Source organism: Cylindrospermopsis raciborskii Cr2010 (assembly GCF_003367075.2).
GTDB lineage: Bacteria > Cyanobacteriota > Cyanobacteriia > Cyanobacteriales > Nostocaceae > Raphidiopsis > Raphidiopsis raciborskii.
In genome coordinates this window covers 3,300,745-3,327,051 of the sequence record NZ_CP065936.1, presented here as the reverse complement: position 1 = coordinate 3,327,051, position 26,307 = coordinate 3,300,745, and the positions used below count along the sequence as shown (strand labels likewise).

Below are 26,307 nucleotides of genomic sequence, written 5' to 3'. Positions count from 1 at the left end.
AAGTGGGTGGAATTAAATACAAGACCAACGTAAGTTAGGTTGAAGAAACCTATTGTTGATATTTTGCAGTTTACTAGCCAGGGAGGATAAAAAAATGAGTCAGCAAAATCAGGTCAGGAACAAATTAAATAATGCGTTAACCTCACTAATTGAGACCCTGCAAGAATTTGCCGGGCAGTCCAACTTTTGGAAAATATTTGACACAGCCTTTGGGCAAACATACAATCAGCTGCGGGTAAAAGAACTGCGTACTCAATGGAGACTAGGAGATAAGGGAGCATTACCGCTAGTAGAGATAGTCAACCAGGAGGTACTGGGCATCAGTTTAGGAGCATATAGTATAGATACAGATAAAATATATATGTCAGAGCAGTTTGTGGTAGCTGCTAAACTTGCTGATTTAGTGCTAGTGCTGTTAGAAGAATATGGTCATCACATTGATGCCCAGGTGAATGCCAAAGATAGCCCCGGGGATGAGGGAGAAATTTTTGCAGCCCTGGTCTTGGGTAAAACTCTGGATGATGAGAGTTTGAGAAACCTAAGAGCAGAGGATGATTCTGCTGTTATAGCTCTAGGTGGTGAAGTGATTAAAATTGAGCAAGCAACCTTCACTGGTACTAACAGCAATGATAGGCTAGAATTGTTAGGGAGCGCATTAGTAAGTAACGATACATATGATGGTGGAGGTGGTATAGACACCCTAATTGCGGATTATAGCAGTGCTAGTTTTGGATATTTAAATTACGCTGGCTATGGGGTAACTAACATGTATACCGATAGTTTTGAAGCTTTATTGCCTAGGTTGTTGGGTTGGAACCGTGAGATATTGGTAAACTATAGCAATATAGAGATATTTGAGATTACGGGGACAGCTTATGCCGATTATATCAGAGGCTATGGTGGAGATGACAAGCTGATTGGGGGTGAGGGAAATGATGATATTGCAGGAGGAGATGGCAATGACCTCATCAGGGGTGGAGATGGCAACGACATCCTGAAAGGGGAAGGGGGAGACGATGAAATTGAGGGTGGGCATGGTAACGATACCATTGATGGTGGCACAGGTCGTCAGGTTATTAACGGGGGAACAGGGGATGACATAGTAGTCAGTGCTAAAGCTGGGGACAGTATTGACGGGGGAGAGGGTAGTGATACCCTACAAAGCCTAGACCTAACTAGTTTAGAAGTAGATTTAGTATTGGATTTAAGAGCCACAGAACAGATAAGTGGAGATAATAACACCCGCATTAACAATTTTGAGAGCATATCATCTGTGACCCTAGGCAGTGGTTATGATACTATAATAGCTACTGGTAATTTATTAGTAAGCAATGGCAGCATTAATAGTGGGGGTGGTATAGACACCCTAATTGCGGATTATAGCAGTGCTAGTTTTGGATATTTAAATTACGCTGGCTATGGGGTAACTAACATGTATACCGATAGTTTTGAAGCTTTATTGCCTAGGTTGTGGGGTTGGAACCGTGAGATATTGGTAAACTATAGCAATATAGAGATATTTGAGATTACGGGGACAGCTTATGCCGATTATATCAGAGGCTATGGTGGAGATGACAAGCTGATTGGGGGTGAGGGAAATGATGATATTGCAGGAGGAGATGGCAATGACCTCATCAGGGGTGGAGATGGCAACGACATCCTGAAAGGGGAAGGGGGAGACGATGAAATTGAGGGTGGGCATGGTAACGATACCATTGATGGTGGCACAGGTCGTCAGGTTATTAACGGGGGAACAGGGGATGACATAGTAGTCAGTGCTAAAGCTGGGGACAGTATTGACGGGGGAGAGGGTAGTGATACCCTACAAAGCCTAGACCTAACTAGTTTAGAAGTAGATTTAGTATTGGATTTAAGAGCCACAGAACAGATAAGTGGAGATAATAACACCCGCATTAACAATTTTGAGAGCATATCATCTGTGACCCTAGGCAGTGGTTATGATACTATAATAGCTACTGGTAATTTATTAGTAAGCAATGGCAGCATTAATAGTGGGGGTGGTATAGACACCCTAATTGCGGATTATAGCAGTGCTAGTTTTGGATATTTAAATTACGCTGGCTATGGGGTAACTAACATGTATACCGATAGTTTTGAAGCTTTATTGCCTAGGTTGTGGGGTTGGAACCGTGAGATATTGGTAAACTATAGCAATATAGAGATATTTGAGATTACGGGGACAGCTTATGCCGATTATATCAGAGGCTATGGTGGAGATGACAAGCTGATTGGGGGTGAGGGAAATGATGATATTGCAGGAGGAGATGGCAATGACCTCATCAGGGGTGGAGATGGCAACGACATCCTGAAAGGGGAAGGGGGAGACGATGAAATTGAGGGTGGGCATGGTAACGATACCATTGATGGTGGCACAGGTCGTCAGGTTATTAACGGGGGAACAGGGGATGACATAGTAGTCAGTGCTAAAGCTGGGGACAGTATTGACGGGGGAGAGGGTAGTGATACCCTACAAAGCCTAGACCTAACTAGTTTAGAAGTAGATTTAGTATTGGATTTAAGAGCCACAGAACAGATAAGTGGAGATAATAACACCCGCATTAACAATTTTGAGAGCATATCATCTGTGACCCTAGGCAGTGGTTATGATACTATAATAGCTACTGGTAATTTATTAGTAAGCAATGGCAGCATTAATAGTGGGGGTGGTATAGACACCCTAATTGCGGATTATAGCAGTGCTAGTTTTGGATATTTAAATTACGCTGGCTATGGGGTAACTAACATGTATACCGATAGTTTTGAAGCTTTATTGCCTAGGTTGTGGGGTTGGAACCGTGAGATATTGGTAAACTATAGCAATATAGAGATATTTGAGATTACGGGGACAGCTTATGCCGATTATATCAGAGGCTATGGTGGAGATGACAAGCTGATTGGGGGTGAGGGAAATGATGATATTGCAGGAGGAGATGGCAATGACCTCATCAGGGGTGGAGATGGCAACGACATCCTGAAAGGGGAAGGGGGAGACGATGAAATTGAGGGTGGGCATGGTAACGATACCATTGATGGTGGCACAGGTCGTCAGGTTATTAACGGGGGAACAGGGGATGACATAGTAGTCAGTGCTAAAGCTGGGGACAGTATTGACGGGGGAGAGGGTAGTGATACCCTACAAAGCCTAGACCTAACTAGTTTAGAAGTAGATTTAGTATTGGATTTAAGAGCCACAGAACAGATAAGTGGAGATAATAACACCCGCATTAACAATTTTGAGAGCATATCATCTGTGACCCTAGGCAGTGGTTATGATACTATAATAGCTATTGGTAATTTATTAGTAAGCAATGGCAGCATTAATAGTGGGGGTGGTACAGACACCCTAATTGCGGATTATAGCAGTGCTAGTTTTGGATATTTAAATTACGCTGGCTATGGGGTAACTAACATGTATACCGATAGTTTTGAAGCTTTATTGCCTAGGTTGTGGAATTGGAACCGTGAGATATTGGTAAACTATAGCAATATAGAGATATTTGAGATTACGGGGACAGCTTATGCAGACTACCTAAGGGGCTACAGTGGAGATGATAAGCTAATTGGGGGTGAAGGAAATGATGATATTGCAGGAGGAGACGGCAATGACCTGATTATATTAGTCAATCCCAATATCGCCAAACCAGGTTTAGGTACGGTAGATACGGTCACCGGGGGAGCAGGGCTGGACACTTTTATTCTGGGCGATGCCACAGGTTGGGTTGGATATGATGACTATAATCTTACCAATGCAGGTGAAATTGACTACTTGAACATCAAAGACTTTAATCCCCAGGAAGATATCATTCAGCTTTTGGGTTCCAGTAGTGATTACACGACCACAGTGTCAGGTAATAATATTAACCTCTACATCAACAAGCCTGATAGCGAACCTGATGAACTAATTGCTGTTTTAGAAAACACCCAAGGTTTAATCAATCCATCACAATTCAGCCTAAATGGTAGCTATTTCAAATATGTGACCAGCGATGTAGTTTTAGATATTACTAGTACATCTGGTATGCAAACGGAGGGTAACTCAGGTAACAAATCATTTATATTTACTGTTAATAGAACAGGAGATACCAATGATATAAGTACGGTAGATTGGTTTGTTACTGCATCTGGTGATAACCCCGTTAACTCCACGGATTTTGGTGGAGCAATTCCACCAGGAGAAACTCTGACCTTTCTACCTGGAGAAACCTCAAAAGAAATCAGATTGAGGGTCAGAGGAGACAGCACCATTGAACCCAACGAAACCTTTACAGTGTATTTGTCTACAGCTACAAGAGCTACTATTGGTACTCGCACTGCTACAGGGACGATTTTAGATGATGATGGTAGTCAACCAACAACCTTGGCAATTGCTCCTAGTAGTGCTGTTCAACTAGAGGGAGATACAGGAACCAAAGCTTTTACCTTCACTGTTACCCGCAGTGGAAACACTACTGGTACTAGCAGTGCTAATTGGGCAGTCACCGGGTCTGGCACTAACCAAGCAGATGCAACTGATTTTGGTGGAACTCTGCCAAGTGGCACAGTGAATTTTGCAGCAGGCGAAACCGGTCAAACCATCACGGTAAATGTGTCGGGAGACACCATGGTTGAATCCGATGAAGGGTTTACAGTTACGCTCTCTAACTCAAATAATGCCACTATTACCACTGTTACTGCTACAGGAACAATTACCAATGATGACATCCCCTCCATCACCCTAGCAGTTTCTCCTAGCAGTGTTGCAGAGGATGGCACTACAAATCTAGTCTACACCTTCACCCGCACTGGTCCCACAACTAACACCCTTGCGGTAAACTACACCATTGGGGGAACAGCAACTAACGGTAGTGACTACAATAATATTGGTACAATCGTCACTTTTGCAGCTGGATCATCCACCGCTACAGTTACAGTTGACCCCACCGCTGACACCACACCGGAAAGTGATGAAACAGTCATCTTCACCCTAGCATCTGGCACTGGTTACACCATTGGAACCACCAGTGGGGTCACAGGGACAATTACCAATGATGACACTCAAGTTACCTTAACTGTTTCCCCTACCAGTGTTACAGAAGACGACACACCCAATCTAGTCTACACCTTCACCCGCACTGATTCCACCACTAACACCCTTGCGGTAAACTACACCATTGGGGGAACAGCAACTAACGGTAGTGACTACAATAATATTGGTACAATCGTCACCTTTGCCGCTGGATCATCCACCGCTACAGTTACAGTTGACCCCACCGCTGACACCACACCGGAAAGTGATGAAACAGTCATCTTCACCCTAGCATCTGGCACTGGTTACACCATTGGAACCACCAGTGGAGTCACAGGGACAATTACCAATGATGACACTCAAGTTACCTTAACTGTTTCCCCTACCAGTGTTACAGAAGACGGCACACCCAATCTAGTCTACACCTTCACCCGCACTGGTTCCACCACTAACACCCTTGCGGTAAACTACACCATTGGGGGAACAGCAACTAACGGTAGTGACTACAATAATATTGGTACAAGCGTCACCTTTGCCGCTGGATCATCCACCGCTACAGTTACAGTTGACCCCACCGCTGACACCACACCGGAAAGTGATGAAACAGTCATCTTCACCCTAGCATCTGGCACTGGTTACACCATTGGAACCACCAGTGGGGTCACAGGGACAATTACCAATGATGACACTCAAGTTACCTTAACTGTTTCCCCTACCAGTGTTACAGAAGACGGCACACCCAATCTAGTCTACACCTTCACCCGCACTGATTCCACCACTAACACCCTTGCGGTAAACTACACCATTGGGGGAACAGCAACTAACGGTAGTGACTACAATAATATTGGTACAAGCGTCACCTTTGCAGCTGGGTCATCCACCGCTACAGTTACAGTTGACCCCACCGCTGACACCACACCGGAAAGTGATGAAACAGTCATCTTCACCCTAGCATCTGGCACTGGTTACACCATTGGAACCACCAGTGGAGTCACGGGGACAATTACCAACGATGACCTAGGGGATAATCAACAAATTACCAGCACATCTAACAGACTAAGAGCCACACCTAGTGCAACTCTAACCGTTCCCCTTTTATATAATACGTCTAATTCTAACAATTCTCTCAATGGCATTGGCATTCGTCTTCATTATGACTCCAGTGACCTATCTTATCAACAGGTGACGAATCTATTATCAACCAATCTATTTGGAGCTGTTAGTGATAATTTAGATAACCAAAACTTTGATAAAGATAATACTACAGACCGCTATATTCAAATCCAATACTTTGCTACCAATGGTAACTGGCCCAATAAGTCGCTTCCAGTGAAATTGGGAGATTTTGCTTTCACCACTAGCACCAATTTTCAAGAAACTCAACTCAATATTACTAGTGTTAGCGCTGCTCCTGGCTATACCCTTGAAGCTGCTCCCATAGAAATATATAAACAAAACTGGACTCTAGATGTAGATGGTAACTATACTTCAGATGCCTTATCTGATGGCATCATGATTATGCGCTACTTGTTTGGCAACTTTCCTGGAGATGCCCTGACAAGAAATGCGATCGCACCTAATGCAACCCGCACCCCCAGTGAGATTAGAACCTACCTAGGAGAAGCAGGGAGCATACTGGATATAGACGGTGATGGTGCAGTTCGCCCTCTCTCCGATGGGATTATGGCAGTACGTTACTTGTTTGGCAATTTCCCTGGAAATGCTTTAATCAATGGGGCCATATCTCCCAATGCTACTCGTAATCTCAGCCAGATTGAATCCTATCTAGCAAGTATTAGCGGTACTTCCTCAGCTTCCCCGTTGGTTCCCCAACAAACTACCTTCTTACCCCTATTTGCCCAGACCTTTAACGCTACTTCCTCCTCAAAGCAAATTATTGACCTAACTACTTCTAATTCCTCCCTTACCCCTGGCGCTCCTGTTTCTATAGGGGTTACCTATAATGTGGATAGTGGTGACAATACCCTAACAGGTATAGGAATACGTCTTCACTACAATTCTAATCAAATCTCTTACCAAGGTGCTAGTAACCTACTGTCAACAGATTTATTTGGTGATGTAACTGACAACCTGGATGAACAAGATTTGGATGGAGACACTTCTACTAACCGTTATATTCAAATTCAATATGCAGATTTTAGTGGCAATTGGCCCAATCAAAATCTGCCAGTGAAAATAGGAGATTTTGCCTTTAATACTGTTTCATCCTTCCAGCAAAGCAAGGTAAATGTGACAGCGGTAGATGTAGCACCGGGATATACCCTGGAAGCTAGACCACTGACTTTAGCAGGAGATGGTCAACCCAAGGTAATATCTGGCACAGACCAAGGAGATGATATAAATGCCACCAGGGGTCAAACCACGGTAATGCCCGGAAAAGGAGATGACATTATTAGGGTAAATAGTGCGAGTGTGGTGATTATTGAACTACCGAACGAAGGTAATGACACTGTATTTTCCAGTATTAACTATAATCTAGCTTCCCTACCACAGATAGAGAACTTAACCCTCTGGGGTACGGAGGATATCAATGGCATAGGTAACAGGAAGGACAATGTAATCACGGGAAACAGTGGTCAAAACGTGCTGACAGGACTACAAGGAAACGACACCTTTGTGTTTAACCTTGGGGATTCCGTAGTGGGTAAACCAGATAGAATAGGGGATTTTCAATTTGGCAAGGACAAGATAAGGGTGAATGGGGTGTCACCAAGTGTATTAACCCGTGCTGGCAATAGCGGTGCTAGTACATTGAGTAGTGTGGTGGATAGTGTGTTTATTGATGCGAATGGAGCAACAAGTGGCAATCAAGGTTTGGGGACTAACAGTGCAGCATTGGTGGTATCAACAGCACAAGGAATAGGTGGCACTTATTTAATAGTGAATGATGGGATAGGAGGGTTTAATACTGCTACAGATTTGGTGATTAATCTGACGGGATATAGTAGTAATTTACCGGGTTTAGGAAATATAGCAGTGGGTAGTTTGTTTGTGTAGAAATAGATCATGTGACTCACCCACATATTATTCATACAAATCTTAACCAACCTAACCCATACCAATAAAAACCAGATCATAAAATATTTTTATCATTCAATCTAAAACTGTTGCCAATTTATCTTTTGTCATGATAAACTGGTGGCATGTAATTGTAGGGTGACCCTAGCTACAGTTACAGTTGACCCCACTGCTGACAGCACAGTAGAAAATGATGAAACAGTCATCTTAACCCTAGCATCAGGTACTGGTTACACCATTGGAACCACTACTGGAGTCGCAGGGACAATTACCAATGATGACAATCAACCCAAAGTAAGATCCGGCACGGACCAAGGAGATGATATAAATGCCACCACGGGTCAAACTACGGTAATGCCAGGAAAAGGAGATGACATTATTAGAGTAAATAGTACGAGTGTGGTAATTATTGAACTACCCAATGTATGAAACGCCTACAGATGTGGGTCGCAATAATATCTATGATATCCAGGTAAGCGTATTTGATGGTCAAAATACGGTAAATCAGAACATAGCAGTTACCGTTACCGATGTAAATGACCGAACTTTACTAGGAGGCATTTTAAGCGACAACAATGACCCGGATGGGCATGGTACTCATGTATCCGGCATTATTGGAGCAACAGACCCAAATATTGGCGTAGCCAACAACGTGGATTTGATCGGACTCCGGGTACTGGGGGAAGGTCAAGATGGATCGGAAGTTGCCCAGGCATTGCAATGGGTTCTAGACCATCGATCAGAGTACAACATCGTTGCTGTCAATATGTCCCTGGGTATTCCCTCCGCGTTCTATACCCAACCCCCAGAAGGTCAGGATGATCCAGTTTACAATTCATGGGGACGTTTGATCCAAGAGCTAGAACAGGCGGGGGTTACCGTGGTTTCCGCAGCAGGTAACAGTTACGCCCAAAATCATCAAAACCCCAGTCTCCGGGAAAATGTCTCTATTCCTGCTATTGCCAGTACGGCCGCAGTTGGGGCCGTATGGCAAGATGGTACTGTTAGCAATGCTAGATGGAGTGGTAGTAGAGATAATACAACCGGTGCTGATAGGTTGGTGAGCTTCAGTCAGCGACTCAGTACATATCCTGGTATGCTTTTCGCCCCAGGGGCAATTATTGAAAGCACCTTGCCTGGAAATCAAATAGGGGGCCTTGCTGGTACTAGTATGGCCACACCTATGGTCTCTGGAGTGGTTGCCTTGATGCAAGATGCCGCCCTTACCTTCGGCGATCGCCTTTTGACACCTAATGAGATTCGTCGAATTTTACTGGATACTGCTGATAGAATTGTGGATGGCGATGATGAAGACACCAATGTTACCCCCACAGGGTCCACCTATCTACGCATTGATGTTTATGATGCCGTACAAGCAGTAGATAGTCTATTTACCTCCCCTCCTCCTCCCAGAGATGGTACCTCCCAATTTTTCCGATTTGTCTTCAACTCTAATCAACAGACTGAAGACTTCTACCAAGGCTATGGTTATGCAGCTGCTAATACTTATACATTAGGACAAAGCATTACACCCACTGGATCTCTAGGAAGTTATACAATCACAGAAGTAATTAATGATCAATCAGGTACGGTAGGAGAAGTTGCAGTCACTGATTACTACGATGGCAGCACTGGTTTTGGTTATGCCATCTATGTAGATGCTAGTGGTAGTGCAGGACTGGGCAGTGAATCTGGTTTCGCCTATAACAGTAATTTTGGGGGGCCTGATACTTCCTTTAGTAGCTCTGACACGGCCGACCTCCAAGAACTCGTGGTTACATACCAACTTTATTACTTCACCTACAATTATAATAACGACGACCCAACCACCACGAATGTCGTAGAAGGCGACTTCTACCAAGGCTATGGTTATGCCCCTACTGGTACTTACACTGTAGGTCAGCGCATCAATCAGTCATCACCCAATGAAACAGGGAATAATGGTTACTACACCATTGATTCAGTTTCCGAGGGTAACTATGGTTTGCTCGACGCCGTAAGTGTTTATTCTTACTACGACGGTGCAGATGGTAATGGAAGTGACCTTGGCGGTGCTTATGGTTATGCCTCCTACGTTTCTGGAACTGGCTACGGAGGGCTGGGAACTGAAGAAGGCTATGCCTACGACTATAATTACGCTAGTGCTGATTCCTACTTCTCCAAACATAATGAAGCAAATCTATCCGATGGAGTAGTAGTTAATCCCCCCGTTCAGCTCTACTATTTTACTTACACCTATGGTAATGGTGATTCCTATCAAGGTTGGGGTTATGCCAATGCCAATACTTATCAATCAGGACAAGTTATTGCGGCTACCGAAGTTAGATCAAGTAATTTAAATGAAGTAGGGTTGGCTGGTCAGTATGTCATAGATTCAGTTTGGGAAAGTTATGGTCTTGTTAATCAGGTGACCATTAATTCTTACTATGATGGTGCTGATGGCAATAATACTGACCCCGGCGGCAGTTATGGTTCTGCTTACTATGTTTCCGGATCCGGTTACGGCGGTCTGGGATCAGAATCGGGCTATGCCTACGACTATAACTATCAAAGTACTGATACTTACTTCGACAACTTTTACGAAGCTAACCTTATCACCCAACAACCGGGCAGCCAGCTTTATTATTTCACCTACTACTATGGCAATGGTGACTTCTATCAAGGTTATGGCTATGCTGTGGCGGGTACTTATACTCAAGATCAGCGCATTAACCAAACATCTCTAAATGAAACTGGTCAGACAGGTTACCACATCATTGATTATGTCTACGACAGTACTTATAGTTATGCCTCCGACTATGTGTATGTCACCACCTACTATGATGGTTTAAATAGCGCTGGTGATAGTGGTTATGGTTATGCCCACTACGTTTGGGGTAATGGCTATAGTGGTCTAGGTTCTGAGTCTGGTTATGCCTACGACAATGCATATCAAAGTACTGATACGTCATTTAGTACCTTTAATGAAGCCAACTTAGTTACGAGTAACAGTGGAGACAGACAACTTTACTACTTTACTTACAACTATGGTAATGGCGATTATTACAAGGGCTATGGTTATGCAGCTGCTGATACTTACACACAAGATCAAAGTATTCCTGAAACTTCAGCCAATGAAACTGGTGAGATAGGTTACTACGATATCACCGCTGTCTATAGTGATTCCTTTGGCTATCTTAACTCCGTTTTCGTCGATTACTATTATGATGCGGATACTGGCTACGGACCAGCAATCTATGCCTATGGTTCAGGCTATGATGGTCTGGGTTCTGAATCTGGTAGTGCATACGATGCTAACTATTTAAGTGCAGACACATACTTCTCCAAGTTTTACGAAGTTGATCTTGTCGTACCCAGTAATGACAAGCAGCTCTACTACTTCACATATTACTATAACGATGACCGAAACACTACGGGTGTAGAAGGTGACTATTACCAAGGGTATGGTTACGCTACTTCTGGTACTTATACTCAAGATCAGCTTATTGACCAAACTTCCCCTAATGAAACTGGTGGAACAGGTTACTACCAAATTGCCTCTATCTCTAGTGTTACATACGGCACTGTCGGTGAGGTCTCCGTTTTCCACTACAATGATGCTGATACGAACTACGGACCAGCTTACAGCGTTTGGGCTCAAGGGTATAGTGGACTAGGGTCAGAATCAGGTTATGCTTACGACTACTACTACTCCAGTCCCGATAACTACTTCAACAACTATTATGAGGCGGATCTAGGCAATTCTAGTAGAGTTGACCTGTACTACTTCACATATTACTACAACGATGACCCAAACACTACGGGTGTAGAAGGTGACTATTACCAAGGGTATGGTTACGCTACTTCTGGTACTTACACACAAGATCAGCGCATTAACCAAACTTCCCCTAATGAAACTGGTGGAATAGGTTACTACACAATTGATTCTGTATATGCCAACTCGAACTACTCCTCTGCCAACATGGTTTACGTCTATAACTACTATGACGGTGACACAGGCTATGGCTGGGCATGGAACGCTTGGGGACAAGGAACTGTTGGTCTTGGATCTGAGTACGGATATGCCTACGATTATAACTACATCACAACGGATCCAATATTTGGAAATGGCGGCTCGACCTTCTATGAAGCGGATCTTATAAGCAGTTATGGTGCGGACACCAACGCCACCTTGGCAACAGCCACCAATTTGGGTGTGATCAATCAGCGAACTTTAAGTATCCTCACCAGTCCAGATACATCGTCATTCAGTGTGGGAACTGACCCAGGTTCCAATAATCTAGTTCCAGCGGATGTGGACATGTACCGTTTTGAACTGAGCCAACCTGGTACTATTAGCCTAGAGACCTCTCGTCCGCAGAACGGTGTAGACATGGATACCATTCTGCGCTTGTTTGATGTCTACGGGAATGAACTGGGAACGGATGATGATACGGGACCTAATTTCTACTCTCGTCTCAACGCCTATTTAGAGGCAGGCACCTATTACTTTGGTGTCAGTGGTTATGCCAATTTCTCTTACTCTCCCAATAGTGCCAACAGTGGGGTTGAAGGTAGTAATGGAGATTATGCCATCAGCATTGCCTTTAATCCCAATGCCACACGCTTTGTGGGTGACCCCAATGGTACGGCGACAGGGTCACGGGATATAGGTGCTTTAAGTAATTTTGCCACTGCTGGCGGTGCTGATGTTCCTTCAATCATTGGGCTAGATACAAACCTACCGGGTGTTGACCCCACACCGGAAAATCTCATTGCGGTAGGAGACAAAGATGTGGACCTGATCAAGTTCACCGTCGATCCCGGTTTGGTTATCTTCCAAACCAGTGATTATGTCCCTGACTACATTGGGAAATTTGGACAGACACGCGGTCAAGCCTATTTAGACCTATTAGATTCCGATGGCAATGGAAGTTTTGATGACTCAATAGACACTGTGCTGCGTTTATTTGATGCCAGTGGTAATCAGTTAGCCATTGATGATGACGGTGGGGAAGGATTACTGTCTCGTCTGGAATATGTTTTCACCACAGCAGGTACATACTATTTAGGAGTGAGCGGTCATGGTAACTCCACTTACAACATCAATACCTTGCCTGATGCTGTTGACAATGACTCAAGCCGTCGCTCGGGTAGTACAGGTTCATCTCTGTTGAGCATCATTCTGCAACCCAACACTGCTCCTCAAGACCCCAACGGTGTTTTCTATGGTGCCATTCCCGTTGATCTCCTCTATGGCTCTAACTTAACCCTTTCTGAGCAGATTGGCACTGACATCTTGGCGGATACAACAATTAGTGTTACAGGCGGTGATGTAGATTTATATCGCTTTGTAGCCAATGAAAGTGGGGTAGTGCTGATTGACTTAGACACAGCCACTGGTAATAGCCTGAATACCTACCTACGGATTTTTGATGGCAATGGTATTGCCCTTCCCAGTCCCTACTTTAACGACGACAGTACGGCTCAGGGCTTTAACCGGGACTCACTTACAGAATTGGGCAACAATTCTACTGATAGTTTTGTTCGGTTAGATGTGACCGCTGGCAGTACCTATTACATTGGCGTATCCGCCAGCGGTAACCAGACCTATGATGTGAACAATTTGAATGGCCGCACAAACCCATCTGCGGGAGATTACCAAATCAATCTGCAGTATGGTGGAGGCGCCACTACTGCAACAGATGCAGATGGATATATCCACGCTAACTTACCCAGTTTTAATCTAACTCAGACTAATACTGGCAGCAGTAACCTCACTTCCCTCCAGCGCAACATTGGTAACGATGATCAGGTGGCGGTTGGTGCAACTGATGTGGATTTTGTGAAAGTCAATTTCGAGGGAACTGGCACAACAACACGTATCTTAACGGCCACAGCTCGGGGAATAGGTACAGGACAAAGTGCCCTGGTGCCTACGGTCTATGTGTTTAACGGACAGGGCGATCGCCTATCAGCCTCCACGTCTAGCAGCAGTCCTAATACGGTACAAATCTCCCTTAATCCTGGTACTGACTACTATGTAGGCGTTGCTGGCTATGGGAACGAAAACTTCAATCCTCTCATTATGGGCAGCGGAACATCCGCTAATACGGGCAACTACACCCTTGATTTGAGCCTTTCTGGTAGCGATCGCCAGTTATTAAGTGGTATTCTCAATGCTGCTAACCTGAAGGGAAGTCTTTATGGTAACTCCCTAGACTTTGACATTGATCTGTTTGGACAGGGAACTCCCCGCACTTACACTCTTGACTCTACCCCCCGCACCATCCTTGCTAGTCTGGGTGAAGATATAGACCAAGCTGGTGCCACAGCGGAAGAAAGTAATGCCTTTGGTCGTATTTACATTGAAGCTCAAGGATTAACAGGTAATGCTGCTAATGTGACAGCTACTAGCTCCGATGTGGGTGCTGATGATGTGGATATTTATCCAATTAGCATTACTGAATCTGGTGCTTATCGCTTCACTACCAGTGGCACAGGTATTGCGATCGATGATGCTCGCCCAACCTTAAAGCTTTTTGATTCTCAAGGTGCCCCAGTTACCGTAAATGACTATGGTCCACAAGGACTTGTAACGGGTAACGTGTTAGCAAATCTAACACCTGATAATTATTACTTCGTGGTAATGTCCACTGGTACTGGCACTGACCAGTTTGACTTCGGGAATGACCCAGGGTTTAGCCCCGCTTTAACTGAAGCCCAACTGCGAGAGTTTTATCAAAACACTGGCAATTATCAATTGGATATGGTCAAGGCATCTCTTGATCAACCTAATACCTGGATTGATCGAGGCACATCTTTCGCTCAAAGGTTTAGTCTTCCCCTAGATGTGGCCAGTCTGCAACTCTATGGTGCGAGTGGTATTACACCTAGCTTGAGGGTTAATGGTCCCAGTGGATCTGTGGCAGGTTCGCTAGTGTATGATGAAGATAATAACACACTGCGTTTTGTTCCCACCAATCCCATCTTGGCAGCAGGTGACTATACCATTACCTATACTGACCCATCTGATTTCAAAGCGGAAGGTGCCAATTTAACCGCTGGTAACTTGCAGTCGGCTACCTTTAATGTTCCAGCTGCTGGGCCTGTGGTCTATTTGCCTAGCTTTGCTCGTGGACCAGGTCAACCAGTAAATATTAATGGTACTGGTATACCAGTAAAAATATCCGATACTGATGGGCTGACTAATATTCGGATTACGGTGGACTACGATCCTGATGCACTAAATATTACTGATGCTCAACTTCCCGATGCCTTAAAAGATACTTGGGAAATTGTGGGTAGGCCAACTATTGCCAGTGGAAGGGTGACAGTTGATCTACGGGATAAGCTTAATGATGGGGTCAGTAGCCCTCTACCTTCTGGGGATAGAGAAGTGATTCGCCTAATTGCTGATGTTCCCACAAGTGCAGTTTTTAATTCTGCGGAAGTGTTAGAGATAAGTGCTGGTGCTCGTGCTAGCTCGCGATCTGTAACTATTTCCGATAGCACTGCTGTACAGAAAGTTGCTTTCTTTGGAGATACTAATGCCAATGGAAGAGTTAACTCCGCTGATGCTGTTAGCGTTTTACGATTAGCCGCAGGACTGAGTGATGGTTTTGATCCCTTTGATTTAGTAGATCCTAATCTGATTGCGGATACGAACAACAATGGTCGAACTAATTCAGCTGATGCGGTTAACGTACTGCGGTTTGCTGCTGGAATAAGTACCCCGTCTATTCCCATTGTCACAAATCCTTCTCTTGCTGTTCCAGGTCTGGACCCAACAATTACTGTCTCATCCACCAGTGGTAATCCGGGAGACATCGTCGGCGTCACTCTTTCAGTAACCTCAACTGAAGATGGGGCCAATGATATAGCGTCTTATGGCTTGCGAATTGTCTTTGATACCAACATCTTGGATATTACTTCCGCTACTGGTAATTCTTCAGATGTGACCCCTAATACAGCGGCAGGTTTCACCACAGTTGAGAATGTTAATGATTCCCAGGGATTTGTTATTATCACGGGAGCGAACGCTACCGGTACTAACATTAGTTCTGGGTTACCACTCAATTTGGCAACGATTAATTTCACAATTAAATCCTCCGCTTCTGCTGGAACTACTCCCCTTACTTTGAGTTTGGCTCCTAACAACGATATAACTGACTCAAGTGATAATATCCTGACTCTAACCCCAGTCAATGGAACGATAACTATTAATAGTACTACTGGTGGAGGAGACACCACCGCCCCGGTGGTAAGCGCCAACCAAACGTTCTCCTATGCAGAAGGAAAAACGGCTAACTTCCAAGTGGGAACAGTCACAGCTACGGATGCAGTAGGAGTCACAAGCTTTGCGATCGCATCTGGAAATGATTCCGGGTTCTTTGCCATTAATAACAGTGGAGTAATTACCCTCACAGCAGCAGGTGCAGCTGCATCAGCCGCGTCCAATGACTTTGAGACTACTCCAAATACGTTTACATTAGGAATAACTGCTAGTGATCCTGCTGGTAACACATCTACTTCTACCAACATTACTATTAACGTCACTGATGTAGATGAGTTTGATGTAACTGCACCAACAGACACCAATACAGCTGCCAACACCATTGCTGAAAATGCAGTTAATGGCACTGGGGTGGGTATTACTGCCAACGCTACAGATGGTGATGGTTCTAATAATACTGTTACCTACAGTCTCACAGACAATGCTGGTGGACGTTTTGCCATTGATGCCAATAGTGGGGTGGTCACCGTTGCTAACAGCTCCTTACTTGACATTGAAACCACCACTTCTCACTCCATCACGGTTCAATCCACCAGTAGTGATGGGTCTACCAATACCCAAATCTTCTCCATTGCGGTGACGGATGTAGATGAAGCACCCATCATCACCAGTGCAACTACAGCCAACTTTGCTGAAAATGGCACTGGTACTGCTTACACCGTTCTAGCTACAGACCCAGAGGGAACTGCTCTTACTTATAGTCTGTCAGGAACAGACGCAGGACTATTTAATATAAACAGCACCACGGGAGCAGTTACCTTCCAAACCGCACCCAACTTTGAAACTCCCGGTGATACTGGTGGTAACAATGTTTATGACATCACCGTTAGTGCTAGTGATGGCAGTTTAAGCGCATCCCAAGCAGTGGCAATCACAGTAACTGACGTCAATGAAGCACCCACTATTACCAGTCTAGCTGCAGCCAACTTTGCTGAAAATGGCACTGGTACTGCTTACACCGTTCTAGCTACAGACCCAGATGCTGGAACTGCTCTTACTTATAGTCTGTCAGGAACAGACGCAGGACTATTTAATATAAACAGCACCACGGGAGCAGTTACCTTCCAAACCGCACCCAACTTTGAAACTCCCGGTGATACTGGTGGTAACAATGTTTATGACATCACCGTTAGTGCTAGTGATGGCAGTTTAAGCGCATCCCAAGCAGTAGCAATTACAGTAACTGATGTCAATGAAGCACCCACATTAGCGATCGCATCTACTAATGCCAACCAAAGTGAAGGTAACTCAGGTACAAAAGCTTTCACCTTCACCGTTACCCGTAGTGGAGATACCACTGGCACTAGCAGTGCTAATTGGGCAGTAACGGGTTCTGGCACTAACCAAGCCGATGGCACTGATTTTAGTGGAACTTCTGGTACGGTGAGTTTTGCAGCGGGTGAAACCACTCAAACTATTACGGTTAATGTGTCAGGAGACAACACGGTTGAACCAGATGAAGGGTTTACAGTTACTCTCTCCAGTCCCACCAATGCCACCATTACTACAGCGACTGCTACGGGAACCATTAATAATGATGATCTTCTTCCCACAGTCAGTTTATCCCTCAGGTCACCCAGCACAGTTACCGAAGATGGACCCCAAAGCCTATTTTATGTATTTAGTCGCACCGGGGATACCACTAATTCCCTAACTGTTAACTTCAACGTGAGTGGAAGTGCCACCTTAAACGACGACTACGTGCAACGGGGAGCCACCAGTTTTGGAACGACTACTGGTAGTGTGACCTTTGCAGCAGGGTCTAGTGTGGTTATTCTCAGTTTAGACCCCAGTTCAGATGTGGTTAGTGATGGGAATGAAACTGTGGCACTGACCTTGGCAGCGGGGACGGGATATGCGGTAGGTAGTAGTAGTGCGGTGACAGGCACCATTTTGGATAACGATGTGGCGCCGGGGACTGTGGTAAGGGGGAGTATTGCAAAGAGTGTAATGTATAAAACACGGCATGAGTATCGTAATGGTACTGCATTTGCGGCGCTAAAAAGCGATGGCTCTGTTGTTACCTGGGGTGACCCTAGTAATGGAGGGAACAGCAGTAGTGTGAGCAGCAGTCTCACTTCCGGTGTCACCCAGATTTTCTCTACTCTTCTTGCATTTGCGGCGCTAAAAAGCGATGGCTCTGTTGTTACCTGGGGTGACTCTACATTTGGAGGGAACAGCAGTAGTGTGAGCAGCAGTCTCACTTCCGGTGTCACCCAGATTTTCTCTACTCTTATTGCATTTGCGGCGCTAAAAAGCGATGGCTCTGTTGTTACCTGGGGTGACTCTAGTAATGGAGGGAACAGCAGTAGTGTGAGCAGCAGTCTCACTTCCGGTGTCACCCAGATTTTCTCTACTGATACTGCATTTGCGGCGCTAAAAAGCGATGGCTCTGTTGTTACCTGGGGTGACTCTAGTAATGGAGGGAACAGCAGTAGTGTGAGCAGCAGTCTCACTTCCGGTGTCACCCAGATTTTCTCTACTGATACTGCATTTGCGGCGCTAAAAAGCGATGGCTCTGTTGTTACCTGGGGTTCCTCTAGTAATGGAGGGAACAGCAGTAGTGTGAGCAGCAGTCTCACTTCCGGTGTCACCCAGATTTTCTCTACTAATACTGCATTTGCGGCGCTAAAAAGCGATGGCTCTGTTGTTACCTGGGGTTCCTCTAGTAATGGAGGGAACAGCAGTAGTGTGAGCAGCAGTCTCACTTCCGGTGTCACCCAGATTTTCTCTACTAATACTGCATTTGCGGCGCTAAAAAGCGATGGCTCTGTTGTTACCTGGGGTTCCTCTAGTAATGGAGGGAACAGCAGTAGTGTGAGCAGCAGTCTCACTTCCGGTGTCACCCAGATTTTCTCCACTGAATTTGCATTTGCGGCGCTAAAAAGCGATGGCTCTGTTGTTACCTGGGGTTCCTCTAATTGGGGAGGGGACAGCAGTAGTGTGAGCAGCAGTCTCACTTCCGGTGTCACCCAGATTTTCTCCACATTGTATGCATTTGCGGCGCTAAAAAGCGATGGCTCTGTTGTTACCTGGGGTTCCTCTACATTGGGAGGGGACAGCAGTAGTGTGAGCAGCAGTCTCACTTCCGGTGTCACCCAGATTTTCTCTAATAATAATGCATTTGCGGCGCTAAAAAGCGATGGCTCTGTTGTTACCTGGGGTGACTCTAGTAATGGAGGGGACAGCAGTAGTGTGAGCAGTCAATTAACCAGTGGAGTGGTGTCCTTCGCTGACCCATTTAATGACGATCGCCTGGTTTGGACTGGATTAGCGATCGCATCTACTAATGCCAACCAAAGTGAAGGTAACTCAGGTACAAAAGCTTTCACCTTCACCGTTACCCGTAGTGGAGATACCACTGGCACTAGCAGTGCTAATTGGGCAGTAACGGGTTCTGGCACTAACCAAGCCGATGGCACTGATTTTAGTGGAACTTCTGGTACGGTGAGTTTTGCAGCGGGTGAAACCACTCAAACTATCACAGTAAATGTGTCAGGAGACAACACGGTTGAACCAGATGAAGGGTTTACAGTTACTCTCTCCAGTCCCACCAATGCCACCATTACTACAGCGACTGCTACGGGAACCATTAATAATGATGATCTTCTTCCCACAGTCAGTTTATCCCTCAGGTCACCCAGCACAGTTACCGAAGATGGACCCCAAAGCCTATTTTATGTATTTAGTCGCACCGGGGATACCACTAATTCCCTAACTGTTAACTTCAACGTGAGTGGAAGTGCCACCTTAAACGACGACTACGTGCAACGGGGAGCCACCAGTTTTGGAACGACTACTGGTAGTGTGACCTTTGCAGCAGGGTCTAGTGTGGTTATTCTCAGTTTAGACCCCAGTTCAGATGTGGTTAGTGATGGGAATGAAACTGTGGCACTGACCTTGGCAGCGGGGACGGGATATGCGGTAGGTAGTAGTAGTGCGGTGACAGGCACCATTTTGGATAACGATGTGGCGCCGGGGACTGTGGTAAGGGGGAGTATTGCAAAGAGTGTAATGTATAAAACACGGCATGAGTATCGTAATGGTACTGCATTTGCGGCGCTAAAAAGCGATGGCTCTGTTGTTACCTGGGGTGACTCTACATTTGGAGGGAACAGCAGTAGTGTGAGCAGCAGTCTCACTTCCGGTGTCACCCAGATTTTCTCTACTCTTCTTGCATTTGCGGCGCTAAAAAGCGATGGCTCTGTTGTTACCTGGGGTGACTCTACATTTGGAGGGAACAGCAGTAGTGTGAGCAGCAGTCTCACTTCCGGTTCCGGTGTCACCCAGATTTTCTCTACTGATACTGCATTTGCGGCGCTAAAAAGCGATGGCTCTGTTGTTACCTGGGGTTCCTCTACATCTGGAGGGAACAGCAGTAGTGTGAGCAGCAGTCTCACTTCCGGTGTCACCCAGATTTTCTCTAATAATAATGCATTTGCGGCGCTAAAAAGCGATGGCTCTGTTGTTACCTGGGGTTCCTCTACATCTGGAGGGAACAGCAGTAGTGTGAGCAGCAGTCTCACTTCCGGTGTCACCCAGATTTTCTCTACTAATAATGCATTTGCGGCGCTAAAAAGCGATGGCTCTGTTGTTACCTGGGGTTCCTCTACATCTGGAGGGAACAGCAGTAGTGTGAGCAGCAGTCTCACTTCCGGTGTCACCCAGATTTTCTCTACTAATACTGCATTTGCGGCGCTAAAAAGCGATGGCTCTGTTGTTACCTGGGGTTCCTCTAGTAATGGAGGGAACAGCAGTAGTGTGAGCAGCAGTCTCACTTCCGGTGTCACCCAGATTTTCTCTACTAATACTGCATTTGCGGCGCTAAAAAGCGATGGCTCTGTTGTTACCTGGGGTTCCTCTAGTAATGGAGGGAACAGCAGTAGTGTGAGCAGCAGTCTCACTTCCGGTGTCACCCAGATTTTCTCCACTGAATTTGCATTTGCGGCGCTAAAAAGCGATGGCTCTGTTGTTACCTGGGGTTCCTCTACATTGGGAGGGGACAGCAGTAGTGTGAGCAGCAGTCTCACTTCCGGTGTCACCCAGATTTTCTCTACTGATACTGCATTTGCGGCGCTAAAAAGCGATGGCTCTGTTGTTACCTGGGGTGACTCTACATTGGGAGGGGACAGCAGTAGTGTGAGCAGCAGTCTCACTTCCGGTGTCACCCAGATTTTCTCTACTAATACTGCATTTGCGGCGCTAAAAAGCGATGGCTCTGTTGTTACCTGGGGTGACTCTAGTAATGGAGGGGACAGCAGTAGTGTGAGCAGTCAATTAACCAGTGGAGTGGTGTCCTTCGCTGACCCATTTAATGACGATCGCTTGGTTTGGACTGGATTAGCGATCGCATCTACTAATGCCAACCAAAGTGAAGGTAACTCAGGTACAAAAGCTTTCACCTTCACCGTTACCCGTAGTGGAGATACCACTGGCACTAGCAGTGCTAATTGGGCAGTAACGGGTTCTGGCACTAACCAAGCCGATGGCACTGATTTTAGTGGAACTTCTGGTACGGTGAGTTTTGCAGCGGGTGAAACCACTCAAACTATCACAGTAAATGTGTCAGGAGACAGCACGGTTGAACCAGATGAAGGGTTTACTGTTACTCTCTCCAACCCCACTAATGCCACCATTACTACAGCGACTGCTACAGGAACCATTACCAATGATGACACTACCCCGGTGGTAAACCCCAACCAAACCTTCTCCTATGCAGAAGGAAAAACGGCTAACTTCCAAGTGGGAACAGTCACAGCTACCGATGCAGTAGGAGTCACAAGCTTTGCGATCGCATCTGGAAATAATTCCGGGTTCTTTGCCATTAGTAACAGTGGAGTAATTACCCTCACAGCAGCAGGTGCAGCTGCATCAGCCGCGTCCAATGACTTTGAGACTAATCCAAATACGTTTACACTGGGAATAACTGCTAGTGATGCTGCCAACAACACCTCTTCTCCTGTAAACGTGACCATCAACGTCACGGATGTGGATGACACCGCCCCCGTTGTAAACACCAACCAAGCGTTCTCCTATGCAGAAGGAAAAACGGCTAACTTCCAAGTGGGAACAGTCACAGCTACCGATGCAGTAGGAGTCACAAGCTTTGCGATCGCATCTGGAAATAATTCCGGGTTCTTTGCCATTAGTAACAGTGGAGTAATTACCCTCACAGCAGCAGGTGCAGCTGCATCAGCCGCGTCCAACGACTTTGAGACTACTCCAAATACGTTTACACTGGGAATAACTGCTAGTGATGCTGCCAACAACACCTCTGCTCCTGTAAACGTTACTATTAACGTCACGGATGTGGATGACACCGCCCCCGTTGTAAACGCCAACCAAGCGTTCTCCTATGCAGAAGGAAAAACGGCTAACTTCCAAGTGGGAACAGTCACAGCTACCGATGCAGTAGGAGTCACAAGCTTTGCGATCGCATCTGGAAATAATTCCGGGTTCTTTGCCATTAGTAACAGTGGAGTAATTACCCTCACCGCAGCAGGTACAGCTGCATCAGCCGCATCCAATGACTTTGAGACTACTCCAAATACGTTTACACTGGGAATAACTGCTAGTGATGCTGCCAACAACACCTCTGCTCCTGTAAACGTGACCATCAACGTCACCGATGTGGATGACACCGCCCCCGTTGTAAACGCCAACCAAACGTTCTCCTATGCAGAAGGAAAAACGGCTAACTTCCAAGTGGGAACGGTCACAGCTACCGATGCAGTAGGAGTTACAAGTTTTGCGATCGCATCTGGAAATAATTCCGGGTTCTTTGCCATTAGTAACAGTGGAGTAATTACCCTCACCGCAGCAGGTACAGCTGCATCAGCCGCATCCAATGACTTTGAGACTACTCCAAATACGTTTACACTGGGAATAACTGCTAGTGATGCTGCCAACAACACCTCTGCTCCTGTAAACGTGACCATCAACGTCACCGATGTGGATGACACCGCCCCCGTTGTAAACGCCAACCAAACGTTCTCCTATGCAGAAGGAAAAACGGCTAACTTCCAAGTGGGAACGGTCACAGCTACCGATGCAGTAGGAGTTACAAGTTTTGCGATCGCATCTGGAAATAATTCCGGGTTCTTTGCCATTAGTAACAGTGGAGTAATTACCCTCACCGCAGCAGGTGCAGCTGCATCAGCCGCGTCCAATGACTTTGAGACTACTCCAAACACGTTTACATTAGGAATAACTGCTAGTGATGCTGCCAACAACACCTCTGCTCCTGTAAACGTTACTATTAACGTCATGGATGTGGATGACACCGCCCCCGTTGTAAACGCCAACCAAACGTTCTCCTATGCAGAAGGAAAAACGGCTAACTTCCAAGTGGGAACAGTCACAGCTACCGATGCAGTAGGAGTCACAAGCTTTGCGATCGCATCTGGAAACAATTCCGGGTTCTTTGCCATTAGTAACAGTGGAGTAATTACCCTCACAGCAGCAGGTGCAGCTGCATCAGCCGCGTCCAATGACTTTGAGACTACTCCAAATACGTTTACACTGGGAATAACTGCTAGTGATGCTGCCAACAACACCTCTGCTCCTGTAAACGTGACCATCAACGTCACCGATGTGGATGACACCGCCCCCGTTGTAAACGCCAACCAAACGTTCTCCTATGCAGAAGGAAAAACGGCTAACTTCCAAGTGGGAACGGTCACAGCTACCGATGCAGTAGGAGTTACAAGTTTTGCGATCGCATCTGGAAATAATTCCGGGTTCTTTGCCATTAGTAACAGTGGAGTAATTACCCTCACCGCAGCAGGTGCAGCTGCATCAGCCGCGTCTAATGACTTTGAGACTACTCCAAACACGTTTACATTAGGAATAACTGCTAGTGATGCTGCCAACAACACCTCTGCTCCTGTAAACGTTACTATTAACGTCATGGATGTGGATGACACCGCCCCCGTTGTAAACGCCAACCAAACGTTCTCCTATGCAGAAGGAAAAACGGCTAACTTCCAAGTGGGAACAGTCACAGCTACCGATGCAGTAGGAGTCACAAGCTTTGCGATCGCATCTGGAAACAATTCCGGGTTCTTTGCCATTAGTAACAGTGGAGTAATTACCCTCACAGCAGCAGGTGCAGCTGCATCAGCCGCGTCCAATGACTTTGAGACTACTCCAAATACGTTTACACTGGGAATAACTGCTAGTGATGCTGCCAACAACACCTCTGCTCCTGTAAACGTGACCATCAACGTCACCGATGTGGATGACACCGCCCCCGTTGTAAACGCCAACCAAACGTTCTCCTATGCAGAAGGAAAAACGGCTAACTTCCAAGTGGGAACGGTCACAGCTACCGATGCAGTAGGAGTTACAAGTTTTGCGATCGCATCTGGAAATAATTCCGGGTTCTTTGCCATTAGTAACAGTGGAGTAATTACCCTCACCGCAGCAGGTGCAGCTGCATCAGCCGCGTCTAATGACTTTGAGACTACTCCAAACACGTTTACATTAGGAATAACTGCTAGTGATGCTGCCAACAACACCTCTGCTCCTGTAAACGTTACTATTAACGTCATGGATGTGGATGACACCGCCCCCGTTGTAAACGCCAACCAAACGTTCTCCTATGCAGAAGGAAAAACGGCTAACTTCCAAGTGGGAACAGTCACAGCTACCGATGCAGTAGGAGTCACAAGCTTTGCGATCGCATCTGGAAACAATTCCGGGTTCTTTGCCATTAGTAACAGTGGAGTAATTACCCTCACAGCAGCAGGTGCAGCTGCATCAGCCGCGTCCAATGACTTTGAGACTACTCCAAATACGTTTACACTGGGAATAACTGCTAGTGATGCTGCCAACAACACCTCTGCTCCTGTAAACGTGACCATCAACGTCACCGATGTGGATGACACCGCCCCCGTTGTAAACGCCAACCAAACGTTCTCCTATGCAGAAGGAAAAACGGCTAACTTCCAAGTGGGAACGGTCACAGCTACCGATGCAGTAGGAGTTACAAGTTTTGCGATCGCATCTGGAAATAATTCCGGGTTCTTTGCCATTAGTAACAGTGGAGTAATTACCCTCACCGCAGCAGGTACAGCTGCATCAGCCGCATCCAATGACTTTGAGACTACTCCAAATACGTTTACACTGGGAATAACTGCTAGTGATGCTGCCAACAACACCTCTTCTCCTGTAAACGTTACTATTAACGTCACTGATATCCCCAATGATGTACCCACCGTAACAATTGCTGCTACAGATCCCTATGCTGCTGAAATTCAAACACCTAGAGTCAACAATGGTAAATTCACATTTACCTTGTCAGAAGCGGCTCCAGTAGGAGGAATTGCCGTCAACTACACGGTCAGTGGGACAGCTATTGGTGGGGAAGATTACACACTTCTACCTGGCACAGTCACAATTGCTGGTGGACAAACTACAGCGGTTGTTGATGTCTTGCCGATAAATGATGCTGTTGTAGAAGGTAATCAAATCGTTATTCTCAGTCTCACAGATGGAGTTACCTATGACCTGGGTGCTACCACCGGAGCTACTGTAACCATAGCTGATGGTGCTATAGGGGACATTGATGGTAACGGGGTCTTTACTGGATCCGATGCATTCCTAATTAACCAGTTTTTAGCAGAACGGAATAATCCTAACCGTAACTCCATCTTAGAAACTACCTTCGCTCGTTTCCCCAGTGAAACCGTGGGATCCACCAATACTACCGGAGCTACACTTGCCAATGGGATTGAAGCACAGTTAAGCCTCTTTGATATTGACGGAAATTCAACAACTTCGCCAGGAGATATCTTCTTGATGAACCAATACTTGTTATTGGGGAGCAACCCGAACCGCAATCAAATCTTTCAGCTGGTTGCATCTGCTTTTGGATCAGAACTCAATGGTCCTAATAATACAGGCGACGAACTCAATCAAGCTTTAAGTAACTTAATAGGGACTAACACCTAGAATTTGATTTTTT

General features: G+C 45.8%; 3 protein-coding genes. All 3 read left to right on the top strand.

Features of this window, described 5'->3' with window-relative positions:
- Positions 1-94 precede the first annotated feature (94 nt).
- The 3 genes from C6N34_RS15070 (at position 95) to C6N34_RS15060 (ending at position 26,294) form a co-directional block, all read left to right on the top strand.
- Entirely contained in the window at positions 95-8,044 is a 7,950-nt protein-coding gene (locus tag C6N34_RS15070; protein ID WP_236107212.1) for a beta strand repeat-containing protein, read from the top strand.
- Positions 8,045-8,185: 141 nt separating this feature from the next.
- Positions 8,186-8,494 carry a hypothetical protein gene (locus C6N34_RS15065; protein WP_147290734.1) on the top strand — a complete coding sequence of 103 codons (309 nt, stop codon included), beginning with the start codon at positions 8,186-8,188 and terminating at the stop codon, positions 8,492-8,494.
- Positions 8,487-26,294, top strand: coding sequence for a cadherin domain-containing protein (locus tag C6N34_RS15060; RefSeq protein WP_236107204.1), 17,808 nt, complete (start codon positions 8,487-8,489; stop codon positions 26,292-26,294). The genes C6N34_RS15065 and C6N34_RS15060 overlap by 8 nt, the downstream gene beginning before the upstream one ends.
- Positions 26,295-26,307: the final 13 nt, after the last annotated feature.

What these genes read in the sequence shown, in the direction of transcription:
- C6N34_RS15070 (WP_236107212.1), top strand. Translation starts at nt 95, where the DNA reads ATGAGTCAGCAAAATCAGGTCAGGAACAAATTAAATAATGCGTTAACC.
- C6N34_RS15060 (WP_236107204.1), top strand. Translation starts at nt 8,487, where the DNA reads ATGTATGAAACGCCTACAGATGTGGGTCGCAATAATATCTATGATATC.